General features: G+C 49.7%; 20 protein-coding genes. 15 read left to right on the top strand and 5 right to left on the bottom strand.

Features of this window, described 5'->3' with window-relative positions; translation table 11 throughout:
• Positions 1–13: 13 nt before the first annotated feature.
• From B0F88_RS19335 to sufD, 3 genes are read left to right on the top strand one after another with little or no spacing between them, the layout of a single operon-like run.
• The gene (locus tag B0F88_RS19335; protein WP_181049860.1) at positions 14–178 is read left to right on the top strand and encodes a hypothetical protein; all 165 of its coding nucleotides are present in this window, start codon (positions 14–16) and stop codon (positions 176–178) included.
• 27 nt (positions 179–205) lie between these two features.
• Positions 206–955 carry a Fe-S cluster assembly ATPase SufC gene (sufC, locus tag B0F88_RS08380; RefSeq protein ID WP_104423486.1) on the top strand — a complete coding sequence of 250 codons (750 nt, stop codon included), beginning with the start codon at positions 206–208 and terminating at the stop codon, positions 953–955.
• Positions 955–2,277: a Fe-S cluster assembly protein SufD gene (gene sufD / locus B0F88_RS08375; RefSeq protein ID WP_104423485.1), complete on the top strand. Its 1,323-nt coding sequence runs from the start codon at positions 955–957 to the stop codon at positions 2,275–2,277. Before sufC ends, sufD begins: the two co-directional genes overlap by 1 nt.
• Here the strand turns inward: sufD and B0F88_RS08370 are convergent.
• On the bottom strand, positions 2,272–2,838 hold the full coding sequence (locus B0F88_RS08370; RefSeq protein ID WP_104423541.1) for a Uma2 family endonuclease: 567 nt from the start codon (positions 2,836–2,838) through the stop codon (positions 2,272–2,274). The two genes, sufD and B0F88_RS08370, sit on opposite strands and share 6 nt — an antisense overlap.
• An 82-nt stretch (positions 2,839–2,920) precedes the next feature.
• Here B0F88_RS08370 and B0F88_RS08365 point away from each other — a divergent pair, with 82 nt between their 5' ends.
• The 9 genes from B0F88_RS08365 (at position 2,921) to B0F88_RS08325 (ending at position 14,738) form a co-directional block, all read left to right on the top strand.
• Positions 2,921–4,144, top strand: a complete 1,224-nt coding sequence (locus B0F88_RS08365; protein WP_104423484.1) for a cysteine desulfurase — start codon at positions 2,921–2,923, stop codon at positions 4,142–4,144.
• An 8-nt stretch (positions 4,145–4,152) separates the two neighbouring features.
• Positions 4,153–4,608 (top strand): hypothetical protein, encoded by a 456-nt coding sequence (locus tag B0F88_RS08360; protein WP_146083334.1) that lies wholly within the window; start codon positions 4,153–4,155, stop codon positions 4,606–4,608.
• A gap of 60 nt (positions 4,609–4,668) precedes the next feature.
• Entirely contained in the window at positions 4,669–5,121 is a 453-nt protein-coding gene (gene sufU / locus B0F88_RS08355; protein ID WP_104423482.1) for a Fe-S cluster assembly sulfur transfer protein SufU, read from the top strand.
• 64 nt (positions 5,122–5,185) lie between these two features.
• A complete protein-coding gene (locus B0F88_RS08350; protein ID WP_258076603.1) occupies positions 5,186–6,070 on the top strand; it encodes a class I SAM-dependent methyltransferase in 885 nt (294 codons plus the stop codon).
• 75 nt (positions 6,071–6,145) lie between these two features.
• The gene (locus tag B0F88_RS08345) at positions 6,146–6,466 is read left to right on the top strand and encodes a non-heme iron oxygenase ferredoxin subunit (protein ID WP_104423481.1); all 321 of its coding nucleotides are present in this window, start codon (positions 6,146–6,148) and stop codon (positions 6,464–6,466) included.
• Positions 6,467–7,058: 592 nt separating this feature from the next.
• Positions 7,059–9,263 (top strand): bifunctional SulP family inorganic anion transporter/carbonic anhydrase, encoded by a 2,205-nt coding sequence (locus tag B0F88_RS08340; protein ID WP_258076602.1) that lies wholly within the window; start codon positions 7,059–7,061, stop codon positions 9,261–9,263.
• Between the two features lie 428 nt (positions 9,264–9,691).
• Positions 9,692–11,050 carry a sodium:proton antiporter NhaD gene (gene nhaD / locus B0F88_RS08335; RefSeq protein WP_104423479.1) on the top strand — a complete coding sequence of 453 codons (1,359 nt, stop codon included), beginning with the start codon at positions 9,692–9,694 and terminating at the stop codon, positions 11,048–11,050.
• Between the two features lie 240 nt (positions 11,051–11,290).
• Complete coding sequence (locus tag B0F88_RS08330; RefSeq protein ID WP_104423478.1) at positions 11,291–14,026, top strand: cation-transporting P-type ATPase; 2,736 nt, start codon at positions 11,291–11,293, stop codon at positions 14,024–14,026.
• Positions 14,027–14,114: 88 nt separating this feature from the next.
• Positions 14,115–14,738, top strand: coding sequence for a DUF502 domain-containing protein (locus B0F88_RS08325; protein WP_258076601.1), 624 nt, complete (start codon positions 14,115–14,117; stop codon positions 14,736–14,738).
• A 254-nt stretch (positions 14,739–14,992) separates the two neighbouring features.
• Here the strand turns inward: B0F88_RS08325 and B0F88_RS08320 are convergent, their stop codons facing one another.
• The 4 genes from B0F88_RS08320 to B0F88_RS08305 form a co-directional block, all read right to left on the bottom strand.
• Positions 14,993–16,228, bottom strand: a complete 1,236-nt coding sequence (locus B0F88_RS08320) for a glycoside hydrolase family 5 protein (protein WP_181049859.1) — start codon at positions 16,226–16,228, stop codon at positions 14,993–14,995.
• A 372-nt stretch (positions 16,229–16,600) separates the two neighbouring features.
• Positions 16,601–16,912, bottom strand: coding sequence for a DUF190 domain-containing protein (locus B0F88_RS08315; RefSeq protein WP_104423476.1), 312 nt, complete (start codon positions 16,910–16,912; stop codon positions 16,601–16,603).
• 31 nt (positions 16,913–16,943) lie between these two features.
• On the bottom strand, positions 16,944–18,230 hold the full coding sequence (locus tag B0F88_RS08310; RefSeq protein ID WP_258076600.1) for a chloride channel protein: 1,287 nt from the start codon (positions 18,228–18,230) through the stop codon (positions 16,944–16,946).
• A 54-nt stretch (positions 18,231–18,284) separates the two neighbouring features.
• Positions 18,285–19,460, bottom strand: a complete 1,176-nt coding sequence (locus tag B0F88_RS08305; RefSeq protein ID WP_104423474.1) for a cation:proton antiporter — start codon at positions 19,458–19,460, stop codon at positions 18,285–18,287.
• Positions 19,461–19,826: 366 nt separating this feature from the next.
• On the opposite strand from B0F88_RS08305, the gene B0F88_RS08300 reads away from it, so the two are divergent.
• From B0F88_RS08300 to B0F88_RS08290, 3 genes are all read left to right on the top strand, one after another.
• A complete protein-coding gene (locus B0F88_RS08300) occupies positions 19,827–21,965 on the top strand; it encodes an HAD-IIB family hydrolase (RefSeq protein ID WP_104423473.1) in 2,139 nt (712 codons plus the stop codon).
• A gap of 15 nt (positions 21,966–21,980) precedes the next feature.
• Positions 21,981–22,820: an HAD-IIB family hydrolase gene (locus B0F88_RS08295; protein WP_104423472.1), complete on the top strand. Its 840-nt coding sequence runs from the start codon at positions 21,981–21,983 to the stop codon at positions 22,818–22,820.
• Positions 22,821–23,278: 458 nt separating this feature from the next.
• The gene (locus tag B0F88_RS08290; RefSeq protein WP_104423471.1) at positions 23,279–25,234 is read left to right on the top strand and encodes an alpha-amylase family glycosyl hydrolase; all 1,956 of its coding nucleotides are present in this window, start codon (positions 23,279–23,281) and stop codon (positions 25,232–25,234) included.
• Positions 25,235–25,250: the final 16 nt, after the last annotated feature.

The following is a 25,250-nucleotide window of genomic DNA, read 5'->3' as shown; positions in this document are numbered from 1 at the left end:
ACAGGATAACATCATGAACAGAAAACAACTTTTAAACGACCTGGAGCAATTGCCTCCCGAAGCGCTACGGCAAATAGAAGATTTTGTTGCTTTTATCAAAATGCGTTATCAGCCTGAATATAATCAGCGTCAACCGGAAGCGATTCAAGGTGATATAAATACAAACTCTCCCGTTTAGATTCTTAAAAAAACAATTGGAACCCTCATGCTCAGCATTAAAAACTTAACCGTCAACGTAAACGACAAACAAATCCTCAAAGGCATTAACCTTGAGATTAAGGCCGGTGAAATCCACGCGATTATGGGGCCGAACGGATCCGGTAAAAGCACCTTGTCGCATGTACTGTCGGGCAAGGGCGGTTATACCGTGACCGGCGGCTCGGCGACTTATCAGGGCAAGGATTTGCTGGAGATGGCGCCTGAAATCAGGGCGCGTGAAGGCGTGTTTTTGGCATTCCAGTATCCGGTGGAAATTCCCGGCGTCAGCAATATTTATTTGCTGAAAGCGGCGCTGAATTCGATACGCAAGCACCACGGTCAGCCCGAAGTCGATGCGATGGATTTTTTAACGTTGGTTAAAGAAAAAGTGCGCTTGCTGGAAATGGATGAGAAGTTTCTTTATCGCGCGGTGAACGAAGGCTTCTCCGGCGGCGAAAAGAAGCGTAATGAAATCCTGCAAATGGCTATTTTGGAACCCAAGTTGTGCATCATGGATGAAACCGATTCGGGCCTGGACATCGACGCGTTAAAAATCGTCTCGGAAGGCGTTAATTCCTTGCGTTCGCCGGAGCGTTCGTTTGTGATGGTCACGCATTACCAGCGTCTGCTGGACTACATCAAACCGGATAAGGTCCACGTTTTGGCGCACGGTCAAATCGTCAAATCCGGCGGCGCCGATCTGGCATTGGAGCTGGAAGAAAAAGGCTACAGTTGGGTTGAAGAGGCGGCAGCGTAATGAATACGGCGACAGCAAGCCGTTATGCGGCTGAATATCAAACGATAGCGCCTAAATTGCCGGGGCAAAGCTTGCCTTGGTTGCAGACGTTAAGAGCTAAGGCATTGGAACAATTTTCAGCGATGGGCTTTCCATCGCCGCGCGAGGAGGAATGGCGCTATACCAATGTGTCCGGTATTGAGAAGAAACTGTTTGTACCGTCGGCAGATTTAACTGCCGGTGATGTTAATGCCGAGTGGCTAAAATCGTATCAGCTGCAAGATACTTGGGTCCTGGTTTTGGTGAACGGCCATTTCTCGGCTGAGCTTTCGGTTTTGGACGGTCTGCCAGAAGGGGTTTCCGTGATGGGCATGGCCGATGCGCTGGCAAAACAACCGGACAAAGTGGAAAAATATCTGGGTGCAGCTGCCGATCAAGCAGAGCACAGCTTTATTGCGTTCAATACTGCATGGTTTACCGACGGCTTATTTGTGCATGTTCCGGCCAAGCTGGTTTTAGACAAGCCGATACAGTTGCTGCATATTGTGAACGGCGCCGACGCAATGGCGACGACCCGCAATATCATAATTACCGACGAAATGGCTGAAGTAAAAGTCATAGAGACGTTTATTGGAAATGACAGCGCCTATTTAACCGCCGCAGTCACCGAGGTTTTTGTTGAACAAAACGCCGATCTGACGCTGTATAAAATGCAAAGCGAGTCTGAAAAAGCCTACCATTTTGGCGGCAGCTACATTAAGCAGGCTCGGGATGCGCGGTTTACCCATCATAATTTTGCGTTTGGCGGCTTGCTGGCGCGTAGCGATGTTCACGTCGATTTGGATCATGCTTCGGAGTGCGAACTGAATGGTTTGTACTTAGGTATAAAGCGCCAGCATATCGACAACCATACCCGCATCAATCACTTGAAACCTTATGCGATTAGCCGCGAGCTGTATAAAGGCGTACTGGACGATAGGGCCAGGGGCGTGTTCCAGGGGCGGGTGATCGTGGCTGTCGATGCGCAAAAAACCGATTCGCAAATGAACAACCGCAACCTGCTGTTATCGGACGATGCCGAAGCGGATACCAAACCGCAGCTGGAGATTTATGCCGATGACGTCAAATGCGGGCATGGCGTGACGGTCGGGCAGCTGGATGAGAAATCCATTTTCTACCTGCAATCGCGTTGCGTAGATGAAGAAACCGCGCGTAACATGCTGACCTTTGCGTTCGCCAACGAGATGGTCGATAAGGTCAAGATTAAAAGCTTGCACGATATGGTTTTGGAACAAGTGCTGGCGCGCTTCCCGCAGGAAGGCGTGAACAAGGAATGGCTATAAAATATCGGCAATATTGATGCTGATCTGCTCTAACTGAGACAAGGTGACGGTATCGCCAACCCGCAACGTGGTTTTTTCGCCATAACAATCACCATGCGGTTGACGGTATACTTCAACGCAGGAGTCGTTCAGGTTCATCAGCCAGTATTCAGGAACATTGTGCAGCGCATACAAACGCAACTTCTGATTTTGGTCAAATATTAATGAGCTGTCGGCGACTTCAATTAGCAGCAATACATCGCCGGCATTAGGGTGACGGGATGAATAGAAATCATCATTGGGCTTTAACAGCATGAAATCAGGTTCAGGCTCGGAAAGGTCACCGAGTTGGAGTGGATTTTGTACGCTGGGAATAATGTCATCCGGCATTAATTTTGAGAATAGCTTATTGATACGATTTAAGTGACCGGAATGATTAAAACCTATAGACGCCATTTCCAATATTTCTCCTTCGATGAGTTCAAGGCGGCTGTCAGGCGGAAAAATATTGGCTTCACCCAATCTTTGCCATTCATTAATATCGGTTAGATGTTTACGCACACCCGTAGTTGCTATAGCCATTTTCTTAATCAGGGTCAGGTAAGAACGATTGGAATATAATACCTTGCAATTGAACAATCAATAATTTATTTGAAACATAGATATGACAAATTTCCCCGTAGAAAAGATCCGCGCCGATTTCCCGATATTGGCTGAACTTATTCGCAACAAGCCGCTGGTTTATCTGGATAACGCGGCCTCTTGCCAAAAGCCGCAGGCGGTTATCGACAGCATCGTGCATTTGTACAGCCATGATTACGCCAATGTGCACCGCGGCGTACATACTTTAAGCGTGCGTTCTACCGATAAGTTTGAAGGCGCGCGCACCAAGGTTAAAGACTTTATCAATGCGGCCAGCGATAAGGAGATTATTTTTGTCAGGGGCGCTACCGAAGCCATCAACCTGGTCGCGCAGACATACGGCAAAGCCAATCTCAAAGTCGGCGACGAGATTTTGATTACTGCGATGGAGCATCATTCCAATATCGTGCCTTGGCAAATGCTATGCCAGCAGACCGGTGCAGTGTTAAAAGTTGCGCCGATTAATCTGCAAGGCGAATTGATTTATGACGAATTTGAAAAACTGATCAGCGATAAAACCAAGCTGGTTTCAGTCGTGCATATGTCCAATGCCTTGGGTACGATCAACCCGGTTGAAAAGATTATCGCGGCGTCTCATGCCAAAGATATTCCTGTATTGCTGGATGGTGCGCAGTCTATTCCGCACATGGCGGTCGACGTGCAGGCGCTGGACTGCGATTTTTATGTTTTCTCGGGCCATAAGCTTTATGGACCTTCAGGCATCGGCGTGCTTTACGGCAAACAGGCTTTACTCGAAGCCATGCCTCCGTATCAGGGCGGCGGCGATATGATCCGTAAGGTTACCTTCGAAGAAACCGAATACAATGTATTGCCTTATAAGTTTGAAGCAGGCACACCGAACATTGCCGATGTGGTTGGATTGGGCGCGGCAATCGATTATCTGAATGCAATCGGTATGGATAAAATTGCCGCCTATGAAGCCGAGCTGCTCGACTATGCAACAGAAAAAGCCAGACAAATTAAAGGGCTTAGAATTATTGGCGAGGCTGAGCATAAAGGCGCGATTTTGTCTTTTGTGCTGGATAAAATCCATCCGCACGATATTGGCACCATGCTGGACAGCTTAGGCATTGCGATCAGGGCAGGGCACCATTGCGCTATGCCGGTCATGGACTTTTTTCAAGTTCCCGCGACGGCGAGAGCATCTTTTGCAATGTATAACACCAAAGAAGAAATTGACGTCTTAATGAAAGGCATAGAGTCCTTGATTGAGGTATTTGGCTAATGGTGTCAATGTTGAAATGGAAAATACCAGTGTATATATTGGCTGGTATCTCGGTGGTTGCGCTTTGGTTGTTTACGCTATTTTTGGGGCAAACATTTTTTACGACATGGACAGAGCGAGGGCAGTTTGGCGATCTTTTTGGTTCAGTTAATGCTCTATTTAGCGGCCTTGCCTTCGTTGCTCTTATTTATACCATTCATCTCCAAAGACAGGAGCTGTCGTTACAACGCACAGAACTTGAGCTACAAAGAAAAGAAATGGCAGCATCGCGAGGTGAGCTGGCTGCTCAAGTAGCTGTTCAGAAGTCTCAGGTACGCGCAACCATCGCTCAAATAAGAGTTGCAGCGGTAGAAGCCCGTATCGAAGCAACAAAATTGACGGGGAGTGGCCGCGATTCTCTCACTAATATATATAGTGAAGCTGAAAAAATTGAGGCAATCGCTAATGAATTGGAAAACGGCTAAATTGCCATTTAATAATGGCTAATCATTTTGATGCTGAACAAACTTCATAGAGAATAAATTATGTTTGAAGATTTACGAGATCTCTACCAAGAGGTTATTTTCGACCACAACCGTAACCCGCGCAATTTCCGCGTCATGGAAAATGCCGACCGGCAAGTGGAAGGTTTTAATCCATTATGCGGCGACCGCCTGACCTTATATTTGAAAATGGACGGCGACAAGATTGTCGATGCCAGTTTCCAGGGTTCGGGTTGCGCCATTTCGACGGCGTCGGTTTCGTTGATGACCGAGATAGTCAAAGGCAAAACCGAACAGGAAGCCGAAGACTTGTTTAAAAAGTTCCATGAAATGACCACCGGCAAGGATGAACAGATTAACCTTGAAGCGGTCGGCAAACTGGCGGTATTGGCCGGCGTGCGCGAATATCCGGCGCGGGTTAAATGTGCGACATTGGCTTGGCATACGCTGGATGCGGCGTTGAAGAACGAACAAAAGTCCATTTCTACGGAGTGAAATTTCACCACGAAGACACGAAGGACACGAAGTTTTTCTCTATGTTTTTCGTGGCTACACAGCAATGACTATGAATACCTCGCAGCAATACATCAGTGCCGCGCCTGTTCCCGACAGGCTTGCGGCATGCACACCATCCCTGGCGATTGCCGAGCCAGTTCCCGACAGTCTTACGGCATACACACCATCCCTGGCGATAAAACTAGGCGTACTTTACCCTGGGCAGGGTGATAGTCTGCCGTTCCAGCAGCTTGCGGAAAAGCTGGGCGTTCCTTTATACCAATCGCTCAATAGCGAAAACCCGGAAGAATTTTTTTTAACTTGGCGCGACGGCTGCTTAAAATTACTCGATAGGGAACTGATAAAAAAAGGCGGTTTAACGGTCGATATAGATCCGCGCAACGGCGAACAGCGTTCATGGCCCGCCCCCAAAGACGGCGCTTTAGCCCAGGCGCTTGGGCGCAAAACCAGGACCGTTGTCGATGCGACCACAGGCTGGGGCCAGGACAGCCTGCATATTTTCCGCATGGGCTACGAGCTGCTGTGCATCGAGCGTTCTCCTGTGATGGCGGAGCTTTTGGCAGACGGTTTCGCCCGATTGGCGCAGCAGGACTGGATACAGCGGCTTAATCTTGAGCCTCCCCGGCTGCTACAAGGCAATGCTATTAACTTGTTGGCCGGTTTGGAAAGCCCGCCTGACTGCATTTATCTTGACCCGATGTTCCCGCCCAAGCGCAAAAAATCAGCATTAGCCAAAAAATCGATGATGGTATTGCGCGATCTGTTGGGCGATGATCAGGATAAGGATCAGCTGTTCGAGGCCGCTTTAAACTCAGCCGGAAAGCGGGTCGTGGTGAAAAGCCCCGATTACGCGGAACCTTTGGGCGGCAAGCCGAGCCAAAGTTTTCAGGGCAAGTTGCTGCGTTATGATGTTTATTTAAAAGGCTAAAGATACAAGGCGAAAGGCTCATGTGGGGCAGTCAGAAAGTCGCCGGTTTTTAAACACTACGAGAACGGATGAAAAATGTCGGATTGGATAGATGCAGTAGATGAAAATGCTTTGGCGAATGGCGAGAATGTCGTCATCGATGTCGATGGTACGGATGTCGCGATCTTTAAAATCGACGGCCAATTTTATGCGATTGAAGATGTCTGCACCCATGACGGCGCTGAAATCGCCAGCGGCAGGCTGGAAGGCGATCAGATTATCTGTCCCCGTCATGGCGCGCGTTTTTGCGTCAAAACCGGCGCGGTAAAATCCCCGCCCGCCTATGAAGATATCGACTGCTTTCCGGTCAGAATCGAAAACGGCAAAGTGCAGGTCAGGGACAATCGTTGGGATTAATGTTGCTTTCTGTCCGTGAGTAGGCCGATCATATCACTTGAAGCGCTTCGCCGAAGGCGCAATGAATTATCCTTTCATGCTTCGTATGCCCGGCACGAAAGGGATAATTCAAAATATTAGATTGGTTGTCCGCAACGCCGCAGATCAAAACTGTCGAGGACTCAGGCGTCCTCCCTTATCGACTTAAATCATCCGTCATAGTGCCGAATCAGGGCGTTACGCCTGCTTGGTTATATCTCAGCGCCCGTTAATTCTGTCTGTGCCGTCGTTCACGCAGTCAAGCTGAATAACCGCTCCGCACACTAATCCATCTATTTGCCAATACGACATTTGTTTTTCAGCCTCATCCACACTTCCAATTGCGGTTTTCAGGATCAATCAAATATTCACAAATTGGAACCCTTGTTGTGAAAGGTTGATGAAAGGGAAGCAGGGTAGAGTGATAGCCAGTTAATAAGCCGAAGCGGCTTTTCGTTACTTTTTTTACTACGCAAACGAAACATTATCTATGTGTCTATCTTATCCACATAACGTCTAAGACATTAATAGCGATAAAGTTAATACTATGAAAACGCAAACAACAGAAATACGGATGAATTCAAACTCTGAAATGAATAACGGCGGCTTGTTCGCCAACCTGAAATACGATTTACCGGCAGGTGTGGCGGTTTTTCTGATAACCATACCGTTATCGTTGGGCATAGCGCTGGCTTCGGGTGCGCCGTTGTTCTCAGGATTGATAGCGGGTATTATCAGTGGATTGGTGGTTGCACCGTTGAGCGGCTCTTCGTTGGGCATCAGCGGCGCAACCGCCGGTCTTGCGATGATTGTCTGGACGGCCATCGACAAGCTGGGTTTCAATGGTTTTCTGTTGTCCCTGGTTATTGCGGGCGTTTTCCAAATTATCATGGGACTGTCCAAAGCCGGGGTTATCGCCTATTACTTTCCGTCATCGGTCGTTAACGGCATGCTGTCGGGCATGGGCTTAATTCTTTTTCTTAAACAGATTCCCCATGCTATCGGTTATGACCGCGATTACGAAGGCGATACTTCCTTTATTCAGGCCGATAACTACTCCTCTTTTACCGAGCTGGCGCATATGCTGGAATTCAGCTCACCCACAGCAATCATGATCGCGTTGACATCATTGGCGATTCTTTTCTTGTGGGAACAGCCGTTCATGAAGAAGCATCGTTTTTTTCAATTATTCCAGGGGGCTTTAATTGCGATTTTAGCCGCAGTGCTGATCAACGAAGGCCTGCAAAGTTTTTATCCTGAACTGGCGTTGAGCGGCAATCATCTGGTTATGATCCCGGTGCTTAACAATGCCGGCGATTTATTGAGCCAACTGCATTTCCCGGATTTTTCCTTGCTCAATAACCCGGCTGTTTATTTGGCTGCGTTAGCGATAGCTGTTGTGGCGAGTTTGAAGACGCTGCTCTCTGTAGAGGCGGTCGATAAAATGGATCCCTATAAAAGGGTGACCCCCACTAACAGGGAGCTGATTGTGCAAGGCATCGGCAATGCCTGTAGCGGCTTGATCGGCGGCCTGCCGATGGCGCAAGTCGTCGTGCGCAGCTCTATTGGCATTCAATCCGGGGCCAGAACCAAGGCGACAGGGATTATATGCGGGGTGCTATTGCTGTTTGCGGTCATTTTTATTCCAACCATGATCAACAAAATTCCGCTGGCCAGTTTGGCGAGCGTGTTGCTGGTTGTCGGCTATAAATTGATCCGGCCAAAAGTTTTTACCACGATGTACAAAGCGGGCATGTACCATTTCATCCCGTTCTGCGTGACCATCTTGGGCATGATTTTTACCGATCTGCTGATCGGTCTTGTTATTGGGCTGATTTTCGCCTTATTTTCGATATTGCTGGAAAATTATAAAAGCGCTTTTTATTTTAATGAGTCGCATATCGGCAATAAAACCATACTCAGATTATCCGAGCATATCTCTTTCCTGAATAAAGCCAATATCCAGCAAACCCTTGAACAGTTGCCCGATTATTCGGAAGTGGTGATTGATGCAACCCGTTCAAAATATATTGATTACGATGTTTTCGAAATCATCGAAAACTTCAAAATTGAAGCGCAACGCAAGCATATCAAGCTGACCATTGAGAATCTGCGCGGTTTCGGCGTGTTGCAACCGGTCGAGAATGCCAGGGCGCCAACCTACGATACCCAGCAATCGCTAACACCGGCCAAGGTGTTGGCGTTGCTGAAAGAAGGCAATGAACGTTTTGTTAATAACCTGAAATCCAACCGCAATCTATTGGAGCAAATTAACGATACCCGGAAAGGGCAGTTTCCGATTGCGATTATTCTCAGCTGTATGGACTCGCGTACTTCGGTCGAATTAATTTTCGACCAGGGCTTGGGCGATGTGTTCAGTGCGAGGGTCGCGGGCAACGTCATCAATGACGACATTCTGGGCAGCATGGAATACGCCTGTAAGCTGGCGGGTTCGAAGTTGATTGTGGTGCTGGGCCATTCGCATTGTGGCGCAGTCAAAGGCGCTTGCGCAAATGTCGAGCTGGATCATTTAAGCGGACTGCTGCACAAAATAAAACCGGCCGTGGATGCGGTACAGGCCGAAGAGTCTGTCGGAATCAGCGCCGGTAATGACGAAATTGTGCAAAAAGTGGCCGATAAAAATGTGCAGTTGACCGTCGAGCAAATCAAAAGCAAAAGCCCTTTACTGGACGCCATGTTACAAAGCGGTGAAATCGGTATAGTCGGCGGGATGTATGACATTGAAACCGGAAAAGTGAAATTCTATGCGGATGTTTAGCAGCGGATTTTATTGAAACTGCCATTTTGGGGGCAGGTTATGATTCCATTGGCTAATCGAAAGTACTGAACCGGTTGATCATGATCGGACTTGTTGTCGCGCTATTATGATGCGTGCTGCTTTATTTTCGGGTGGTTCGAATGAGCTCATAGAGCGTATTTTCCATACCAATCGCCAACAAAGCCAAATCACTGTCTCTTATCTGTTGTGGTTTATGGCGAGTGCTGACGGGCTTTTATAAACGGTTTAAATCATGGCTTCTTTTACGGTGGGCGTATTCGGTTTGGTCTTTTTTGCGTCCAGTTAATAGACAAGTTAGGATAGCCCCGGCATTCCAATAAAAAATACATGAAATTATAGCGGCCTAGCCGACCGGTAGTATCCTCCTTCTATTTTGTTTTTTCTCGGACTTAATTTTTATTAAAGCAATGTATCGACTATCCATTATTTTATTATCTCTTGTCGCAGTCCCCGCCCATGCCTCTGAATTGGCTCCGACGCTGGGACAGACCGGCTCGATAATCGGCATTATTTGTTTGGCGATGTTTGTCATTTCTTACGGTTTCGTCATGACCGAGGAATTTACCGGCTTAAGGAAATCCAAGCCGGTGATCATGGCGTCGGGTTTCATCTGGATATTGGCCGCTTACCTGGCGATACAAAACGGCTACGGCCGGGAAGAGATCAGAGGGCGGCTGATGCATGATTTAATGAATTATGCAGAGCTGTTGTTGTTTTTGCTGGTATCGATGACCTACACCAATGCGATGACGGAAAGGAACGTCTTCGAGGTATTGCGTAGCTGGTTAAGCAAAAAGCATTTCAGTTACCGGCAACTGTTCTGGATTACCGGCGTTATAGCCTTCTTCCTGTCTTCATTTGCCAACAACATGACAACAGCCTTATTGGTCGGCGCGGTGGTGATGGCGTTCGCCGATAAAAATGCTAAAAGCTTTGTCAATCTCAGTTTCATCAATATTGTCGTGGCGGCCAATGCGGGCGGTGCATTCAGTCCTTTTGGCGACATAACCACACTGATGGTTTGGCAGTCGGGCCATGTGGCTTTCGTCGAGTTTTTCCGGCTGTTTGTACCCGCTTTGTTAAATTTTGCGGTACCGGCGCTATGCATGCAGTTTTTTGTACCGAACAGCCTGCCCCCGGCCAAAAAACAAGAAGAAAAGGTCCTGCTTAAAACGGGTGCCAAACGCATTACGGCTTTCTTTATCTTGACGATTGTTTTCGCGATTCTCGGGGAACACTATTTATTTATCCCGCCTTTTATGGGCATGATGGTCGGACTGTCATTTTTAATGATGTTGAGTTATCACTTTTCAGTGTCGAACGCGTTTGAAGGCCATTACGACATTTTTAATTGCGTGCGCGATTCGGAGTGGGACACCTTGCTGTTTTTTTTCGGCGTGGTATTCGCGGTCGGTGGGCTCCAATTCATCGGTTACCTCGACCTGATGTCGCATACGCTCTACATCGATATGGGGCCGACCAAGGCCAATGTCACCTTAGGCATCCTGTCTTCCGTTATTGACAATATACCGGTTATGTTTTCAGTGCTCAGCATGCACCCTGAGATGAATGTCGCGCAATGGCAGTTGATTACCCTGACTACCGGGGTCGGCGGTTCACTGCTGTCGGTCGGATCGGCTGCCGGTGTTGCATTAATGGGGCAAGGAAAAGGGTTTTATACGTTCATGGGGCATCTGAAGTGGATGCCCGTTATCTTGTTGGGGTATATCGTCAGCATTTATGTTCATTTCATACTTAACGGTTGAACAAACCGCTTCCGTTCAAGGAGGCGAATCAACACGCTACCGTTCGTCCCCTGAGCTCGTCGGAGGACTAAATCAGCGCTTCCCTAAAGATGCCGCTTTAATGATCGACATCTATGCAACTCACTGCATTAATATAGTGAGTTGCAAATCGATGCCGCAGCCTCTCCTGACGGACTGCACTGCGTAAAACGTTTTTCGCGGACAGCGCGTAATCGGTTAATAACCATAATGAGGGTAGTAATGATGAAAAAGAAGAACACATCAGGCGGCCGCTCTTGGCATGCGCTTTCCCCCGGTATAATTTGCAGTGCTTTGGCCGGCACTGAACAGGGCTTAAGCGCACAGGAAGCAAAGCTGCGGCTGGCGCAACACGGCTTTAACAGGCTGACGCAAGCGGCCGGCCGCGGACCTTTCAAACGCTTTCTCGGCCAGTTTCACAATATGCTGATTTATGTATTGCTCATTGCGGCCGGTGTAACGGCGGCCATTGATCATTGGGTAGACAGCGGCGTGATCGTCGGCGTGGTGTTGATCAATGCGTTGATTGGATTTATTCAGGAAGGCAAGGCCGAGAAAGCTCTGGATGCAATACGCAATATGCTCACACACCAAGCCATGGTGCGGCGTGACGGCAAGAATTTTCTGGTACCCGCCGAGCAGCTGGTTCCGGGCGATATTGTCAGTTTGGAAAGCGGCGACAAAGTACCCGCCGATTTACGTCTTTTACAGGTCAAAAACTTGCGCGTCGATGAATCGATGCTCACCGGGGAATCTTTACCCGTCGAAAAAAATACGGAGGTTACCGGCGCCAATGCATCGCTGGGAGACCGCTTCTGCATGGCTTACTCGGGTACCTTGGTCGCCTACGGCACTGCGCTGGGCATAGTGGTGTCCACCGGCGACCTTACCGAAATCGGCCGTATCAGCGCCATGCTGCGCACAGTTCCACAATTAGCCACGCCGCTGCTGCGGCAGATCGCGCGTTTCAGCCAGTGGTTGACCGTTGCGATTGTAATGCTGGCCTCGGCGACATTCGCCTATGGTTGGACTATTCAGCATTCTTCTTTGACAGAGCTATTTATGTCGGCGGTAGGGCTTGCGGTGGCGGCCATTCCCGAAGGCTTGCCCGCCGTTATGACCATCACGTTGGCTATCGGCGTACAACGCATGGCCAAACGCAATGCCATTATCCGACGCTTGCCGGCCGTTGAAACCTTGGGCTCGGTTACCGTCATCTGTTCCGATAAAACCGGCACCCTGACCTGTAACGAAATGACCGCCAAATCGGTCTTCGTTAATAACAAACTATTTACGGTCGAAGGCGTGGGTTATAAACCGGAAGGCCGTTTTAAACTGGCGGACGAAATAACACCTGTAGAAGATCACCCGGATTTGCATGAGTTGCTTCGCGCCGCCGTATTGTGCAATAACGCAAGATTGGAGCAAAAAGCCGGGAACGGCGACAACTGGATTGTGCATGGCGATCCTACGGAGGGGGCATTGATTACCCTGGCACACAAAGCAAGGATGGAGCCCGATTTTCTCAATCAGGAAATGCCGCGCACCGACGTTATCCCGTTCGAATCGGAACATCGCTATATGGCGACACTGCATCACGACCATGGCGGCCATGCTTTTGTATTTATCAAAGGCGCGCCTGAGCGAGTGCTGGGCATGTGCAACCGGCAACGCATCGATGGCGAAGATGTGCCGATTCATATGGCCGATTGGCATCGGATAATGGATGAAATCGCCAGCGGCGGTCAGCGCCTGCTGGCGATTGCGTTCAAGGCCGTACCTTCGTCCCAGACTCAAATCAGCTTTGCCGATGCCGAAACCGGGCTGACGTTGTTAGGGCTTGTCGGCATGATCGACCCGCCGCGCCCCGAAGCTGTCAAAGCCGTGCTCAAGTGCCAACATGCCGGGATCAGAGTCAAAATGATTACCGGCGACCACGCGGCGACGGCTGTTGCTATTGCCGCACAGCTGAATATCGGTGACGGCTCGGTGTTGAGCGGAGAAGAGCTGGACCGGCTGGCCGACAGCGAACTGACGGCAGCCATCCGGGATGTCGATGTTTTTGCCCGCACCAGCCCGGAAAACAAGCTGCGTTTGGTGGCTGCGTTGCAAGCGGACGGTCATGTGGTGGCGATGACCGGCGACGGCGTTAATGATGCGCCGGCGCTGAAACGCGCCGATGTGGGCGTGGCGATGGGCAAAAAAGGCACAGAGGTCGCCAAGGAAACCAGTGAAATGGTGTTGGCGGATGATAATTTCGCTTCGATAGCCCATGCCGTTGAAGAAGGCCGCGGCATATACGACAATCTGCTTAAGTCGATTATTTTTATCTTGCCTACCGGTGGCGGTGAAGCGTTAATGATCGTCGCGGCCATCGTGATGGGCGAAATATTGCCGATCACGCCGGTGCAAATATTATGGGTGAACATGATTACCGCAGTGACCTTGTCGCTAACGCTGGCCTTTGAGCCGCCGGAACGCAACATTATGAGCCGCATGCCCAGAAAGCCTGATGAACCCTTGCTCTCTATGTTTATGATTTGGCGCATTGTGTTCGTGTCTCTGATTATGGTAACCGGCGCCTTCGGCCTGTTTCTGTGGGAGCGTTCGCTCGGCGCGCCGATTGAACTGGCGCGGACGGTTACGGTGAACACGCTGGTGATGTTTGAAATATTTTATGTCTTCAACAGCCGTTACCTGCACCATTCCGTGCTCAATCTGCATGGCCTGTTCGGCAACCGGTTGGTGTGGCTGGCTGTCCTGCTGCTGATTGCCTTCCAAATGGCTTTTACCTATTGGCGGCCCATGCAAGTGTTATTCGGCACTGTTGAACTAGATGCGCATGCCTGGCAAATGATTGTCGCCGTTGCCTCAACTGTGTTTATACTGATTGAAATCGAAAAGTTTTTTATCCGATTGTTTCTGTCCAAAGCAGTTGCGCGGAATAGCAGGAAATGAATAAGGGTATTTTAGATGCCCCGATTTTTAAGGGCGCGATTTGTAAATCGCTTCCTACATTTTGTTGAAACAGGATCAGGAGTCAAACATGCTTAATTTAATCAAGTCGAGTCTGAAATATTTTATCGTCGGTATTTTAGCGCTTATTCCGGTCGTTATTGTCATGCAGGTTCTGGTGTTTTTGGAGACCATCCTGAGGGATTTTTTTATCTATATTTACGGATATTCCAACAATGTCTTTATAACCGCTCTGGCATTCACGTTGTCTTTTATTGCCATTGCTTACACCGGCTATCGGGTCACAGTCTCCGAAAAAATGTGGGTGCTGCATCAGGTTGAATTGTTAATTAATCGGATTCCAATGATCAGGACGATTTACAGGGTCAGTAAAAAACTGGTCAACCTGCTCGGCAGCCGGGAAAAAAGCGTCGCCAAGGAAATTGTTTTTATTGAATACCCCAAGGATGGCTTATGGGTGCCGGCTTATGTCACCAATAAAGTCGGTGAAATGCTGGTCGTCTATGTGCCGACTTCGCCCAACCCAACTTCAGGGTTCACCATTATCGTGCACCAGTCGAAAGTCGTTAAATCGAGCATGGATATTGAAGCTGTTACCAGCTTTATTGTCAGCGTCGGGGTGGATTTGGCTCAAAAGGAGGAGCTTGAAAAGCTGGCCGACCTGAACCGCGCTGGAACCAGCGACGCCGGGTAGCGGGCAACGCTTATTTCTCCGTTAGCTAAGGATCGTGCATAAATTAATTTAGGCAATTACCATGAAGGACATGAAGACTTAAACCTTTCATGTCCTTCATGGTTAAAAAATGAAAAATAAAACTTGCTCAAGTTATTTCATGCACGTTCCTAACAAAATTGATGGGGTTGCAATGAGGTCATATTGAGCAGTATTAGGGGGTGCCACTGAGGTAGGCCATAACGTCTATCGCGTTAAGAAAGTCAGCTGCGCGCTCAAAGATCCCTGATATGGCTAATCGTCGGCCAGCTCACTAAATTTTTTGTTCCGCCTTTTTCTGATTTAGCGGTAAAGGCTTGAGTAGGCCGCTTCAGTTTTCGGCCTAAGGTTGCTTTTTGCATGGCGTTGATAACTGTAGGGTTGGGTGAAAAATATTCCGGCGTGTTCCACTGACTCCATTTGTATTTGATAGTGTTTAAATCATCCGTAGCAATATCGGCAACATTGCTGTTTTGCTCTGCTGTGTTGTACATTCCCCAATTATTGCGGCCCAACACCTTATAAGACCAAGTTGTCCAGTGGCTGCCGGTTTCTGTAAATTGCTGAAGTCCGTAATTCCAGGATTCGGCATTTCCGAACAGCGTGAATTCCCCTATAAAATGCGGTACGTTATATTTTGAACCCCATTTTTGAGCGTCCTGTATCCACCCATCCACAGAATTTTTCATCACCGTGAAGTCTTCATTGTTTTGCCATTGGTAATAGTGCAACGAATAGACGACATTCTCCCAGTTTTTCTCTTGGGGATTCGGAAGTGTATTCCACCACCAGGTAGCTTCCATAATGATGATATGGTCGGGATCAATCGTTCGGATAGCGTGATATAGGCGGTCGTAAAGATTAACCACCTCGGAACCCATCCCTCCGGGAAAGGTCTCGGAGGGTTCATTCAACAGGTCATAACCGGCCACGGCGGCATTGTCTTTAAAACGCGTGGCGAGAGTTTCCCAAAGCTCTACCAGTTGATTCTGATAGAGCGGGGTTGAATAAAGCAGAGCGCCGTTTTGCCGGCCTGAATGATGGGCTCCGTTTTGTGACCCCGGCGCGCCATGCATATCAAGGATAGTGTAGAGCCCATATTCCAACGCTTTGTTTACGGTCCATTCAATCCGGGATAAATCAATGGCGCCGGTATCGTCCAGTCTCCAGTTACCCTCATCATCCATATGGTTAAGCGCATATATCGGCAAACGGATACAGTTGAGACCGGCTTCGGCGATATTCTTGAAATCGGTTTCCGTGATCCAGGAATCCCAGTAAGCGTTGTAGAGATCCCAGACAGCCTCTTTACCAAAACGTTCGGTAAGAATATTTCGCGCATCCCACTCATTTGATGCCCCGGCTAATGGCGACATCCAGGGTTCGTGCACCCTCCAGCCTCCCAGGTTGGTGCCGTAAAGATGAACATCTTTACCCACGCCGTAATTGTCCCTGATCTCCGTTCCATCCACTTTAAGAAAATCCGAAGCGGAACAATATAAAGGTAACGTTATCGTCAGCGTCCAAATGAAGATGGGTATTCCAGGTAAATTTGAGAGAAAAACAGATTTCAGTTTCATAAATATCAATAGGGCTATCTTCAAAAGACTAACCGGTTTGGCGACGTTTGGCTCGCCAATTATACAATATCGATTCGGCAAGCCCTAAATCTTTGGCCGCCTTGGGAATGCCGTCACGGTCTGCACGTTCCAACGCCTACTCCTTAAACTGAGCTGTATATTTGTTGCGTATTGTTGGGGAGGTTGGTTCTTTTTTGGTTTTCATTTTTGACCTCGGAGTCAGGGATTACGCTCTTAGCCGAGTGTCGCTAGATCGGAGCAAGATCAATCTCTGATATGGCTAATTGCCGGCCAACTCACTATATGAGATAAGCCCATCTGGGTTTGAAGATGGTTGATTACGCTCTCAACCCGTTCAGGTAAGTCGTAGAATTCGATGACCAGCGGCAAATCCAGAGACAAGGTTAGTAGATGGCTGGTACGAATTATTCCGTCCGGGCCAAACCCCATAATCCCTTGGAATACCGTGATGCCTAAGACTTTTTCTTCGTCGTGCAAAAAATCAAAGATACTACCAAGCAGATGTTCGTCTTCCCGAAGATAAATCCGCGCTATCGTAATAGATTGAGTTGCCATAACTAATTCCTAAATAACGTATTTAATCGAATTACCGTCGTGCCGAACACATTGACGGCAATCGATAGGCTTCACATAAAGCAAGGTACAACGGTACCGAATGTATTAATTTAGATGTCCCGCTGGCCAAAAAAGCGGTCGCCATCAGCGGAATCATAATTTCATGGCTATTAGTCATTTCCATAACAATCACGAACGAGGTGAGCGGTGTTTGCAGCATACCCGAGAAATAAGCGGTCATGCTCAGTAAAATCATCGCTGAAGCGGGCGCAATCGGAAACCAGTTAGCCAAGTCGACACCAATCCCAGCCCCTGTTGCCAGTGATGGGACAAAAATACCGCTGGGTATGCCGCTAAAGAAAGTGGCGCACGTAGCGAGCATTTTCAGGAACGGATAAGAAGGTTCCATCGCTTGAGCGCTGTGTAATATGGCTTTGGTTTGTTGATAACCTGTGCCCACGGTCGCACCATTGGAGAAATAATTCACTGTAGCGATGATTCCGCCGCACGCTATAGCGATCACAACCATCGAGATGCCGGTTCGCTTGAGGAGTCGGCTGCCGAAAATAGTGATTTTGCTAAACAAGCCTCCCAAAAACCCGCCGATAATCCCGCATAACGGGATAGCAAACCAGCTTTGTCCTATTGGCATGATCAGCGATTCATCTTCAAAATAAATGTAGCTGTTTAATAACGCATAGGCGGTCACGCCGGAAAAAATAATGGCGGTTAATACCAGACTGCTGATTCGTTCTTCCAAGGTTCGGCCCATTTCTTCAACAGCAAAAATAATGCCCGCCAACGGGGTGCTGAACATTGCGGCAAAACCGGCCGCGCTGCCTGCCAGAATTAAACCTTTCTCTAAATAATGAGGCGGAAATTTAATCACTTTACCGAGTGACAACATCACCGATGCGCCGACATGCACGGCAGGGCCGCCGAAACCGACTGAGGCCCCGGAAAGCAGACCCATAATCGGCAGGAACATTTTCCCGATGGCAATTCTTAAGGAAATCAATTTGGCTGTTTCTTTAAAGTTGTCAGCAAATTCCAAGGCTGTTTTAACCTGTGGAATGCCGCTGCGTTCGCTGCCGGGAAAGAAACGAAAAGTGAGCCATGCAGTAAAGCCCAGTCCGACTGGCGGAATGACAAAATGAAACCAGGGGTATTGCAGCGCAAGAACGCGGTAGGTTTGCGCGGCCCATTCGCTGAGCATAGTCATCATGACGATGACCAGACCGACCATAATTGCGCCCAGCCAGAATACCAGACGTTGTTTCCAGGCGATATACGAAAATAGATGAAGAAATGGTTTCAAAATGAAAATTCTATCTCAAGGATAAGGTCGATAAATGTAATTTTTTCGTAAACATCACCAAGGCAAAACGAATTTACCGCGTAGTTTTACCGCCAACACGGGGAACAACAACACCGAAACCATACCCGCACCGACCAGGATTGACGCCCTGTCCGGCGGCATTAATCCAGAGGAAACGCCGATTTCGCTAATGATGACGATCAACGGAAGACCTGTGGACGAATAAAACATGAAAGGTATTTTTTCCTCGGCAGTCAGCTCATGCTTGTAAAAAAACAACGGAACGCCTCGAACCAGAACCAACAAACCCGACAAAAGAGCGATTTGTATCGGAGCGAGGGGGGTAGACCACAGGGCGCTGAGTTCGAACTTCATGCCTGCAACGATAAAGAAGATGGGTATCAGGAAGCCATAACCGATTGCGTCCAGCTTATGCTGCAACAGCTCGCCCTCCGTTCCTTTAATGGCGAGTCTGACCACCATGCCCGCAGTAAATGCCCCCAACACAATATTCAGGCCGAATTTAGCGGCGAGTGTGGCTAACAAAACTTGCAACAGGATACAAATTCTCACCGGAAGCTGGCCGCTGCTCTGCATGGTGTGCGCCAGTTTATCGAGCAATGGCGAGGAGCGCATGTGCAGGGCAACATTCGCCACGGCCAAGGAGATGATAATAAAGGTCACGACAAACAGCGTGTGTAAAAAAGTGTCATGGGTAGTGATCAGCAATAGCGAAATAATCACCAAGGGGCCAAACTCACCGACAGCCGCTGTTGCCACGATGTGCTTGCCGAAATCGGTGTTAAGTTCGCCACGGTCGCGCAGAATAGGGGCCAGTATGCCCAAGGCGGTGGTGGATAAGGCGGTTGCGGCCAATAAAGGCGGGCTCTGGATGAGTCCGATGACATTGAAGAAAAACATACAAACTATCGCCGACAGGAAGGTAATAAACCAACTGCCTACCGCTAATGACAAGGGTTTGCCGCGAATCTTGTCGAAATCTATCTCAAGTCCGACCAAGAACAGCAGAAAAGTTAAACCGAGTTGCCCTAACATGGCGATCATGCCGTCAGGATTAGCCAGATGAAAGACATGAGGGCCTATCAGTATCCCCAAAACGACTTCAAGCACCACGACAGGAAAGCGCACACTGCCCGGCAACTCGGCAAGGAGCGGAGCCAGCATCGCAACGAATGTGATAAGCAGAAGTTCAGAAGGATAAGCTTCCATGTATGGACTCCGGTAGATGTTAAATGACAGAGTAGAGCTGAATTCGATTGTAACAAGTTATCCGGTGCAGACCATTGTTTATTTGAGCCTGTGAAAGCCAGGCTTCCCGTTTCGACAACGCATTTGCAGTCTCGTTTGTACCATGAAGGCCCGGATGAGTCTCGAACCTTAAGAAAGGATTAATGTGTGCAATCCTATAATTAATAAATTCCTTAGATTCACTGGGACTGATCTGCTGCAACACGAACTGGTTTACAGACGGTTAGGGACATGGAAAAACGGTTCGGAATTACTGAAGCTAAAAATCCGGAATTTATGACCGGAGCGTATTTTTAAATACACCGGTAATTAAAGAGTCTATCTGCAATGATTGAGAACACTAATACCGAACCGCTGTATATCCTGTTAATCAGCGTTCACGGCTTGATTAGAGGCTGTGACCTGGAACTGGGAAGCGACGCGGATACCGGCGGTCAAACCAAATATGTCGTTGAGCTGGCCAAGGCGCTGGCAAAACAGCCGAATGTCGGGCGGGTGGATTTGGTAACGCGGCGGATAATCGACAGCGAAGTCGGCCCCGATTACGCAGAGCCCGTCGAACCGCTGTCGGAAAATGCACAAATAGTCCGTATCGAAGCGGGTCCCGAAGCGTATATTCGCAAAGAAGAGCTCTGGGATCATCTGGATAGTTTCGCCGATAATTTACTGAGTTGGCTGCACCGCCAACCGCGCTGGCCGGATATTCTGCACAGCCATTATGCCGACGCCGGTTATGTCGGCGTCCGCCTTGCGCATTGGACCGGGTTGCCGTTAATCCATACCGGCCATTCTTTGGGACGCGACAAATGCCGCAGGCTGCTCGCGATGGGCTTGGCGATGGAGGCGATCGAGCAGCGTTATCATATGTCGCGCCGTATCGGCGCCGAAGAGGAGACGCTGACCAACGCCGATCTGGTGATTACCAGCACCCGCAATGAAATCGAAGAGCAATACGAGCTTTACGATTGCTACACGCCGGACAAGATGGCAATCATACCGCCGGGAACCGATCTCGACATGTTTCATCCGCCCGCTTCCGCCGGCGAAAGCATTGCTTTTGCAAAAAAACTCAAGATGCCGCTGCATGAACCGGATAAGCCGGTGATATTGGCGATGTCCCGTCCCGACCAACGGAAAAATATCGTCGGACTGTTGGAGGCTTACGGGGAATCGCCGCGTTTGCAGCAGCTAGCCAATCTGGTGATCGTCGCCGGTAATCGCGAAGACATCCGGGAGTTGAGCGAAGGCCCGCAAGGGGTTTTGACGGAGCTGTTATTGGTTGCCGATTATTACGATCTCTACGGTCGGGTCGCGCTGCCGAAACACCACGCGGCTGACGAGGTCGCCGACATTTACCGTCTTGCGGCGGCATCCGGAGGCGTGTTCATCAATCCGGCCCTGACCGAACCGTTCGGCTTGACGCTGCTGGAAGCGGCCGCCAGCGGCCTGCCGCTGGTCGCCACCGAAAACGGCGGTCCGGTGGACATCATCGGCAATTGCCGCAACGGCTTGCTGGTCGACCCGGTGGACAAGACGGCGATGGCTGAAGCCTTGTTGACTATTCTCGAAAATCCGGAGCTTTGGCGGGAATTTTCCGCAAATGGCTTGCAAAACGTCGCCCGGTATTATTCTTGGGACTCCCATACGCAAGCCTATTTGCGAAAGATTCAGGCGCTACCGCAGCAAGCGGGCTCACTCCCGAAAGCCCCGCCGCTCGCCAAAACCGGCCGCTTCCGAAAACAAGCCATTTTTAGCGCTATCGATAATACTTTGTTGGGCGACGCCGAAGGCTTGGAGCAATTTGTAAAACTGATTCGCGAAAAACGTAAGAAGCTTCTATTCGGCATCGCCACCGGGCGGCGGCTGGATGCGGTTCTGGCGGTCTTTAAAAAACACAAGATTCCGATGCCGGATATTTTAATCACCAGTCTCGGCACTGAAATCTACTATGCGCCGCAACTGATCGCCGATATTGCCTGGACCTATCATATCGATCATTTGTGGACGCCTAACGTGCTGCGGCGCGTCATCAGCGGTTTGCCGGGCCTGACGCTGCAAGCCAAAAGCGAACAGAGCCGGTTTAAGCTTTCCTATCTTTACGACAGCAATAGCGCGCCGCCGATGGAAGAAATCCTTACGCTACTGCGGCAGCACGAATTGTCGGTCAATACGACGCTCTCGTTCGGGCAGTTTTTGGACTTTGTTCCGGCCAGGGCCTCCAAAGGCCAGGCATTGCGCTATGTCGCCCGGCAATGGAATATTCCGCTGGAGCGTATCCTGGCTACGGGCGGTTCCGGTGGCGACGAGGATATGTTGCGCGGCAACACCCTCGGGGTCGTGGTCGCCAACCGTCATTGCGAGGAGCTGTCCATTCTGGGCGATACCGAGCAGGTCTATTTCGCCGAGGGTTCGCATGCCTGGGGCATATTGGAGGCCATCGAACATTACGATTTTTTCAATCGCTAACAGAGTCCAAAGCCCATGAACAAACGCATCCTGATTTGTACCGATCTTGACCGCACCCTGCTGCCGAACGGCAGACAGCCCGAATCGCCCGGTGCGCGGGCGGCTTTTAGCCGACTGGTTTCGCGCCCGGAGGTGACCCTGGCTTATGTCAGCGGCCGGCACCGCGAGCTGGTTGAAGACGCCATCCGGGAATACGAACTGCCGTTGCCCGATTGGGTTATCGGCGATGTCGGCACGACTATTTATCAAGTACATACCGGAGAATGGCGGCATTGGCCTGAATGGGAGCAGGACATTGCCGCCGATTGGCAGGGCTTGACGGCAAACGATTTACGGCCTTTGTTTGGCGATTTACCGTTTTTGCGCCTACAGGAAGAAGCCAAGCAAAACCGTTACAAACTCAGCTATTACCTGCCGTTGCAGGCTGACATCGACGCGCTGCAACGGGAAATGCTGCGGCGGCTGGAAACCCGGCAAGTGGCGGCCGGCTTGATCTACAGTGTCGACGAAGCGACATCGACGGGACTGTTGGACGTGTTACCCGCGCATGCGACGAAACTCCATGCCGTGGAGTTTTTAATGCAACATCAGAGCTTCGATTACGCCAACACGGTTTTCGCCGGCGACAGCGGTAACGATTTGCCGGTGCTCGCCAGCGCGATTCAGTCGGTATTGGTCGCCAACGCCGATCTTGATGTTGTCGAGCAAGCCAAAACTCAAGCCCGGAAACAGGGAACGATGGCGGCGTTTTATTTGGCGCAAGGCGGTTTTTTAGGCATGAACGGCAATTACAGCGCCGGGATACTGGAGGGCGTTGCCCATTATCATCCCGGCACGCAGATTTGGATGGAATGACTTTGCAATTGAGCATAATGAATATATTTCGTGTCTTTGCTGGTTTGCTGGTTTTGCTGGTCCCCAAGCTCCTGCTTGGGAACCCAGTGAGCAAAGCTCCAGCTTTGCGAGACGGGAAGCTGGAGCTTCCTACACTGAATTCCCAAGCTGGAGAGCTTGGGAACTAGCGTATGTGCTATTTTTTATTCACCACGAAGAAATATAGATTGGAGCGCGACGGAGCATGTCAATAGAACGCGGATTTGACGGATTCCACAAGCGGGACGGGGTTTGCAACCCCGTCCCTAACGTTTTTGTGGCATTAGAGCTAAGTGGCTATATTGACAGTCGTAAAATGTTTCGAACGGGGCAACATGCCCCGTCCGGCTTGAGGTTTTTTTAAATCCGTCTTATCAGTGTCATCCGTGTTCCATCACGCGCGAATAGTCACTTAATTTTAGTTCCGTCAGGATAACGCTATGTACGAACAAGTTTCCCACTCGCTATTGAACGCCATTCTGGACGATTTAAAACCGGAAATCAGCAGGCAGGATTTGCGGCATTTTTATACCCGGCTGGGCGCTAATTTTTACGCCATTTATTCGCTGTTTTTTAACCTCTACGGACAGCGCAAGGACTTTAAGCCGCAAATGCAGCGCCTGGTGGAAACCATGGCTAAAGGCTATATCAACCGCTCCGCGGAACTGGAAAGCGTCGATATCGCGCGCGAACAGGATCATAACTGGTTCCTGTCGCAAAAATGGGTCGGCATGGCGCTATACACCAACGGTTTTGCCGAAAACCTGGACGATTTGGCCGACAAGACCCCGTATTTCCAGGAGCTGGGTATCAACATGGTGCATATCATGCCGATTTTGATGTGCCCGGCCGGCAAAAGCGACGGCGGTTATGCGATCAGCGATTTCCGCAAAATCGACGACAGGCTCGGCGACATTAACGATTTACGCCGCGTTGCCGGGGAATTCAGGAAACGCGATATTCTGCTGGTCTTGGATATAGTGCTCAATCATACCTCCGACGAGCATGAATGGGCTCAAAAGGCGGTCACGGGGGAGCGCCGCTATCAGGATTATTATTTCATGTTCGATAACCGGGAAATTCCCGACATGTTCGAACAAAGCATGCCGGAAATTTTTCCCGAAAGCGCGCCGGGCAATTTCACCTGGAATGCCGACATGCAAAAATGGGTGATGACCGTCTTCCACGATTACCAGTGGGATTTGAATTACAGCAATCCCGAAGTGTTCATTGAAATGCTCGACATTATCCTGTTTTGGGCCAATCAGGGCGTCGATGTGCTGCGTCTCGACGCCGTTGCGTTCCTGTGGAAAAAAATCGGCAGCTCCTGCCAGAACGAGCGCAATGCGCATCTGATTCTGCAATTGATGAAGGACTGCTGCCAAGTGACCGCGCCCGGCGTGTTGTTTATTGCCGAAGCGATCGTTGCGCCGGTTGAAGTGATCAAATATTTCGGCGAAGACGCCATTATCGCCAAGGAATGCGAAATCGCTTACAACGCCACGCTGATGGCGTTGCTGTGGGACGGCATTGCCACCACCAATGCCAAATTACTCTATCAGGGCGTGAAAAACCTGCCCGCCAAACTGGAACGGGCGACTTGGCTCAACTATGTGCGCTGCCATGACGACATCGGCTTCGGTTTCGACGACAACGATGTCCGGGCGGCCGATTACGAACCTTTCGCGCACCGAAAATTCCTGGTCGATTATTTCAGCGGTCAATTCGAAGCTTCGCCGGCCAGAGGCATGGTGTTTATGCGCAATGACGAGACCGGCGATGCGCGCATTTGCGGCTCGCTGGCATCGCTGGCGGGATTGGAAGCGGCAGCGGAAAGCGGCGATTCGGCCCTGATATTAGCCGCGGTCAATAAAATCCTGCTACTGCATAGCGTGATCCTGTCTTTCGGCGGCATTCCGCTGCTGTACAACGGCGATGCGCTGGGCGTCGTCAACGACTACAGTTATCTCGATGACCCCGGTAAAAGCGGCGACAACCGCTGGATTCACCGGCCCAAGATCAATTGGGAAAGAGCCGAATTGCGAAAAAGACAAGGCACGGTGGAATACAGCCTGTTCAGCGCATTGAAAAAAATGATCGCCATCCGCAAGGAAACGACTGCGTTCGCCGATTTCAACAACCGCGAATTACTTGACGTCGATAATGAGCATTTGCTCTGTTTTATCCGCTTCAATCATTTGCGGCCGTCGGAACGGGTCCTGGTGGTCGCCAATTTCGACGCCAATCCCCAGTATCTCGACCTGGATGTCATCAGTGGCCGGGGCATTAATCTTTACGGCCGGTTCGTCGATTTATACAGCGGCAGAAGTCCCGCCCAGTTCGATCGCCGGATCGTTTTGCAGGCTTATCAATTTTATTGGTTAACGGAAATATGAGCTGATTGGCCCGGAT

Origin of the sequence: Methylobacter tundripaludum (assembly GCF_002934365.1) — a bacterium.
Lineage (GTDB): Bacteria > Pseudomonadota > Gammaproteobacteria > Methylococcales > Methylomonadaceae > Methylobacter_A > Methylobacter_A tundripaludum_A.
The sequence above is the reverse complement of the archived record's forward strand: the minus strand, read 5'-3'. Positions and strand labels throughout refer to the sequence as shown.

Coding starts and splice junctions, on each gene's coding strand:
- B0F88_RS08305 (WP_104423474.1), bottom strand. CDS start 19,460: ATGGAAGCTTATCCTTCTGAACTTCTGCTTATCACATTCGTTGCGATG.
- B0F88_RS08360 (WP_146083334.1), top strand. CDS start 4,153: ATGTTGAAATGGAAAATACCAGTGTATATATTGGCTGGTATCTCGGTG.
- B0F88_RS08300 (WP_104423473.1), top strand. CDS start 19,827: ATGATTGAGAACACTAATACCGAACCGCTGTATATCCTGTTAATCAGC.
- nhaD (WP_104423479.1), top strand. CDS start 9,692: ATGTATCGACTATCCATTATTTTATTATCTCTTGTCGCAGTCCCCGCC.
- B0F88_RS08325 (WP_258076601.1), top strand. CDS start 14,115: ATGCTTAATTTAATCAAGTCGAGTCTGAAATATTTTATCGTCGGTATT.
- B0F88_RS08370 (WP_104423541.1), bottom strand. CDS start 2,838: ATGGCTATAGCAACTACGGGTGTGCGTAAACATCTAACCGATATTAAT.
- B0F88_RS08340 (WP_258076602.1), top strand. CDS start 7,059: ATGAATTCAAACTCTGAAATGAATAACGGCGGCTTGTTCGCCAACCTG.
- sufU (WP_104423482.1), top strand. CDS start 4,669: ATGTTTGAAGATTTACGAGATCTCTACCAAGAGGTTATTTTCGACCAC.
- B0F88_RS08350 (WP_258076603.1), top strand. CDS start 5,186: ATGACTATGAATACCTCGCAGCAATACATCAGTGCCGCGCCTGTTCCC.
- B0F88_RS08290 (WP_104423471.1), top strand. CDS start 23,279: ATGTACGAACAAGTTTCCCACTCGCTATTGAACGCCATTCTGGACGAT.
- B0F88_RS08365 (WP_104423484.1), top strand. CDS start 2,921: ATGACAAATTTCCCCGTAGAAAAGATCCGCGCCGATTTCCCGATATTG.
- sufD (WP_104423485.1), top strand. CDS start 955: ATGAATACGGCGACAGCAAGCCGTTATGCGGCTGAATATCAAACGATA.
- sufC (WP_104423486.1), top strand. CDS start 206: ATGCTCAGCATTAAAAACTTAACCGTCAACGTAAACGACAAACAAATC.
- B0F88_RS08295 (WP_104423472.1), top strand. CDS start 21,981: ATGAACAAACGCATCCTGATTTGTACCGATCTTGACCGCACCCTGCTG.
- B0F88_RS08330 (WP_104423478.1), top strand. CDS start 11,291: ATGATGAAAAAGAAGAACACATCAGGCGGCCGCTCTTGGCATGCGCTT.
- B0F88_RS19335 (WP_181049860.1), top strand. CDS start 14: ATGAACAGAAAACAACTTTTAAACGACCTGGAGCAATTGCCTCCCGAA.
- B0F88_RS08345 (WP_104423481.1), top strand. CDS start 6,146: ATGTCGGATTGGATAGATGCAGTAGATGAAAATGCTTTGGCGAATGGC.
- B0F88_RS08315 (WP_104423476.1), bottom strand. CDS start 16,912: ATGGCAACTCAATCTATTACGATAGCGCGGATTTATCTTCGGGAAGAC.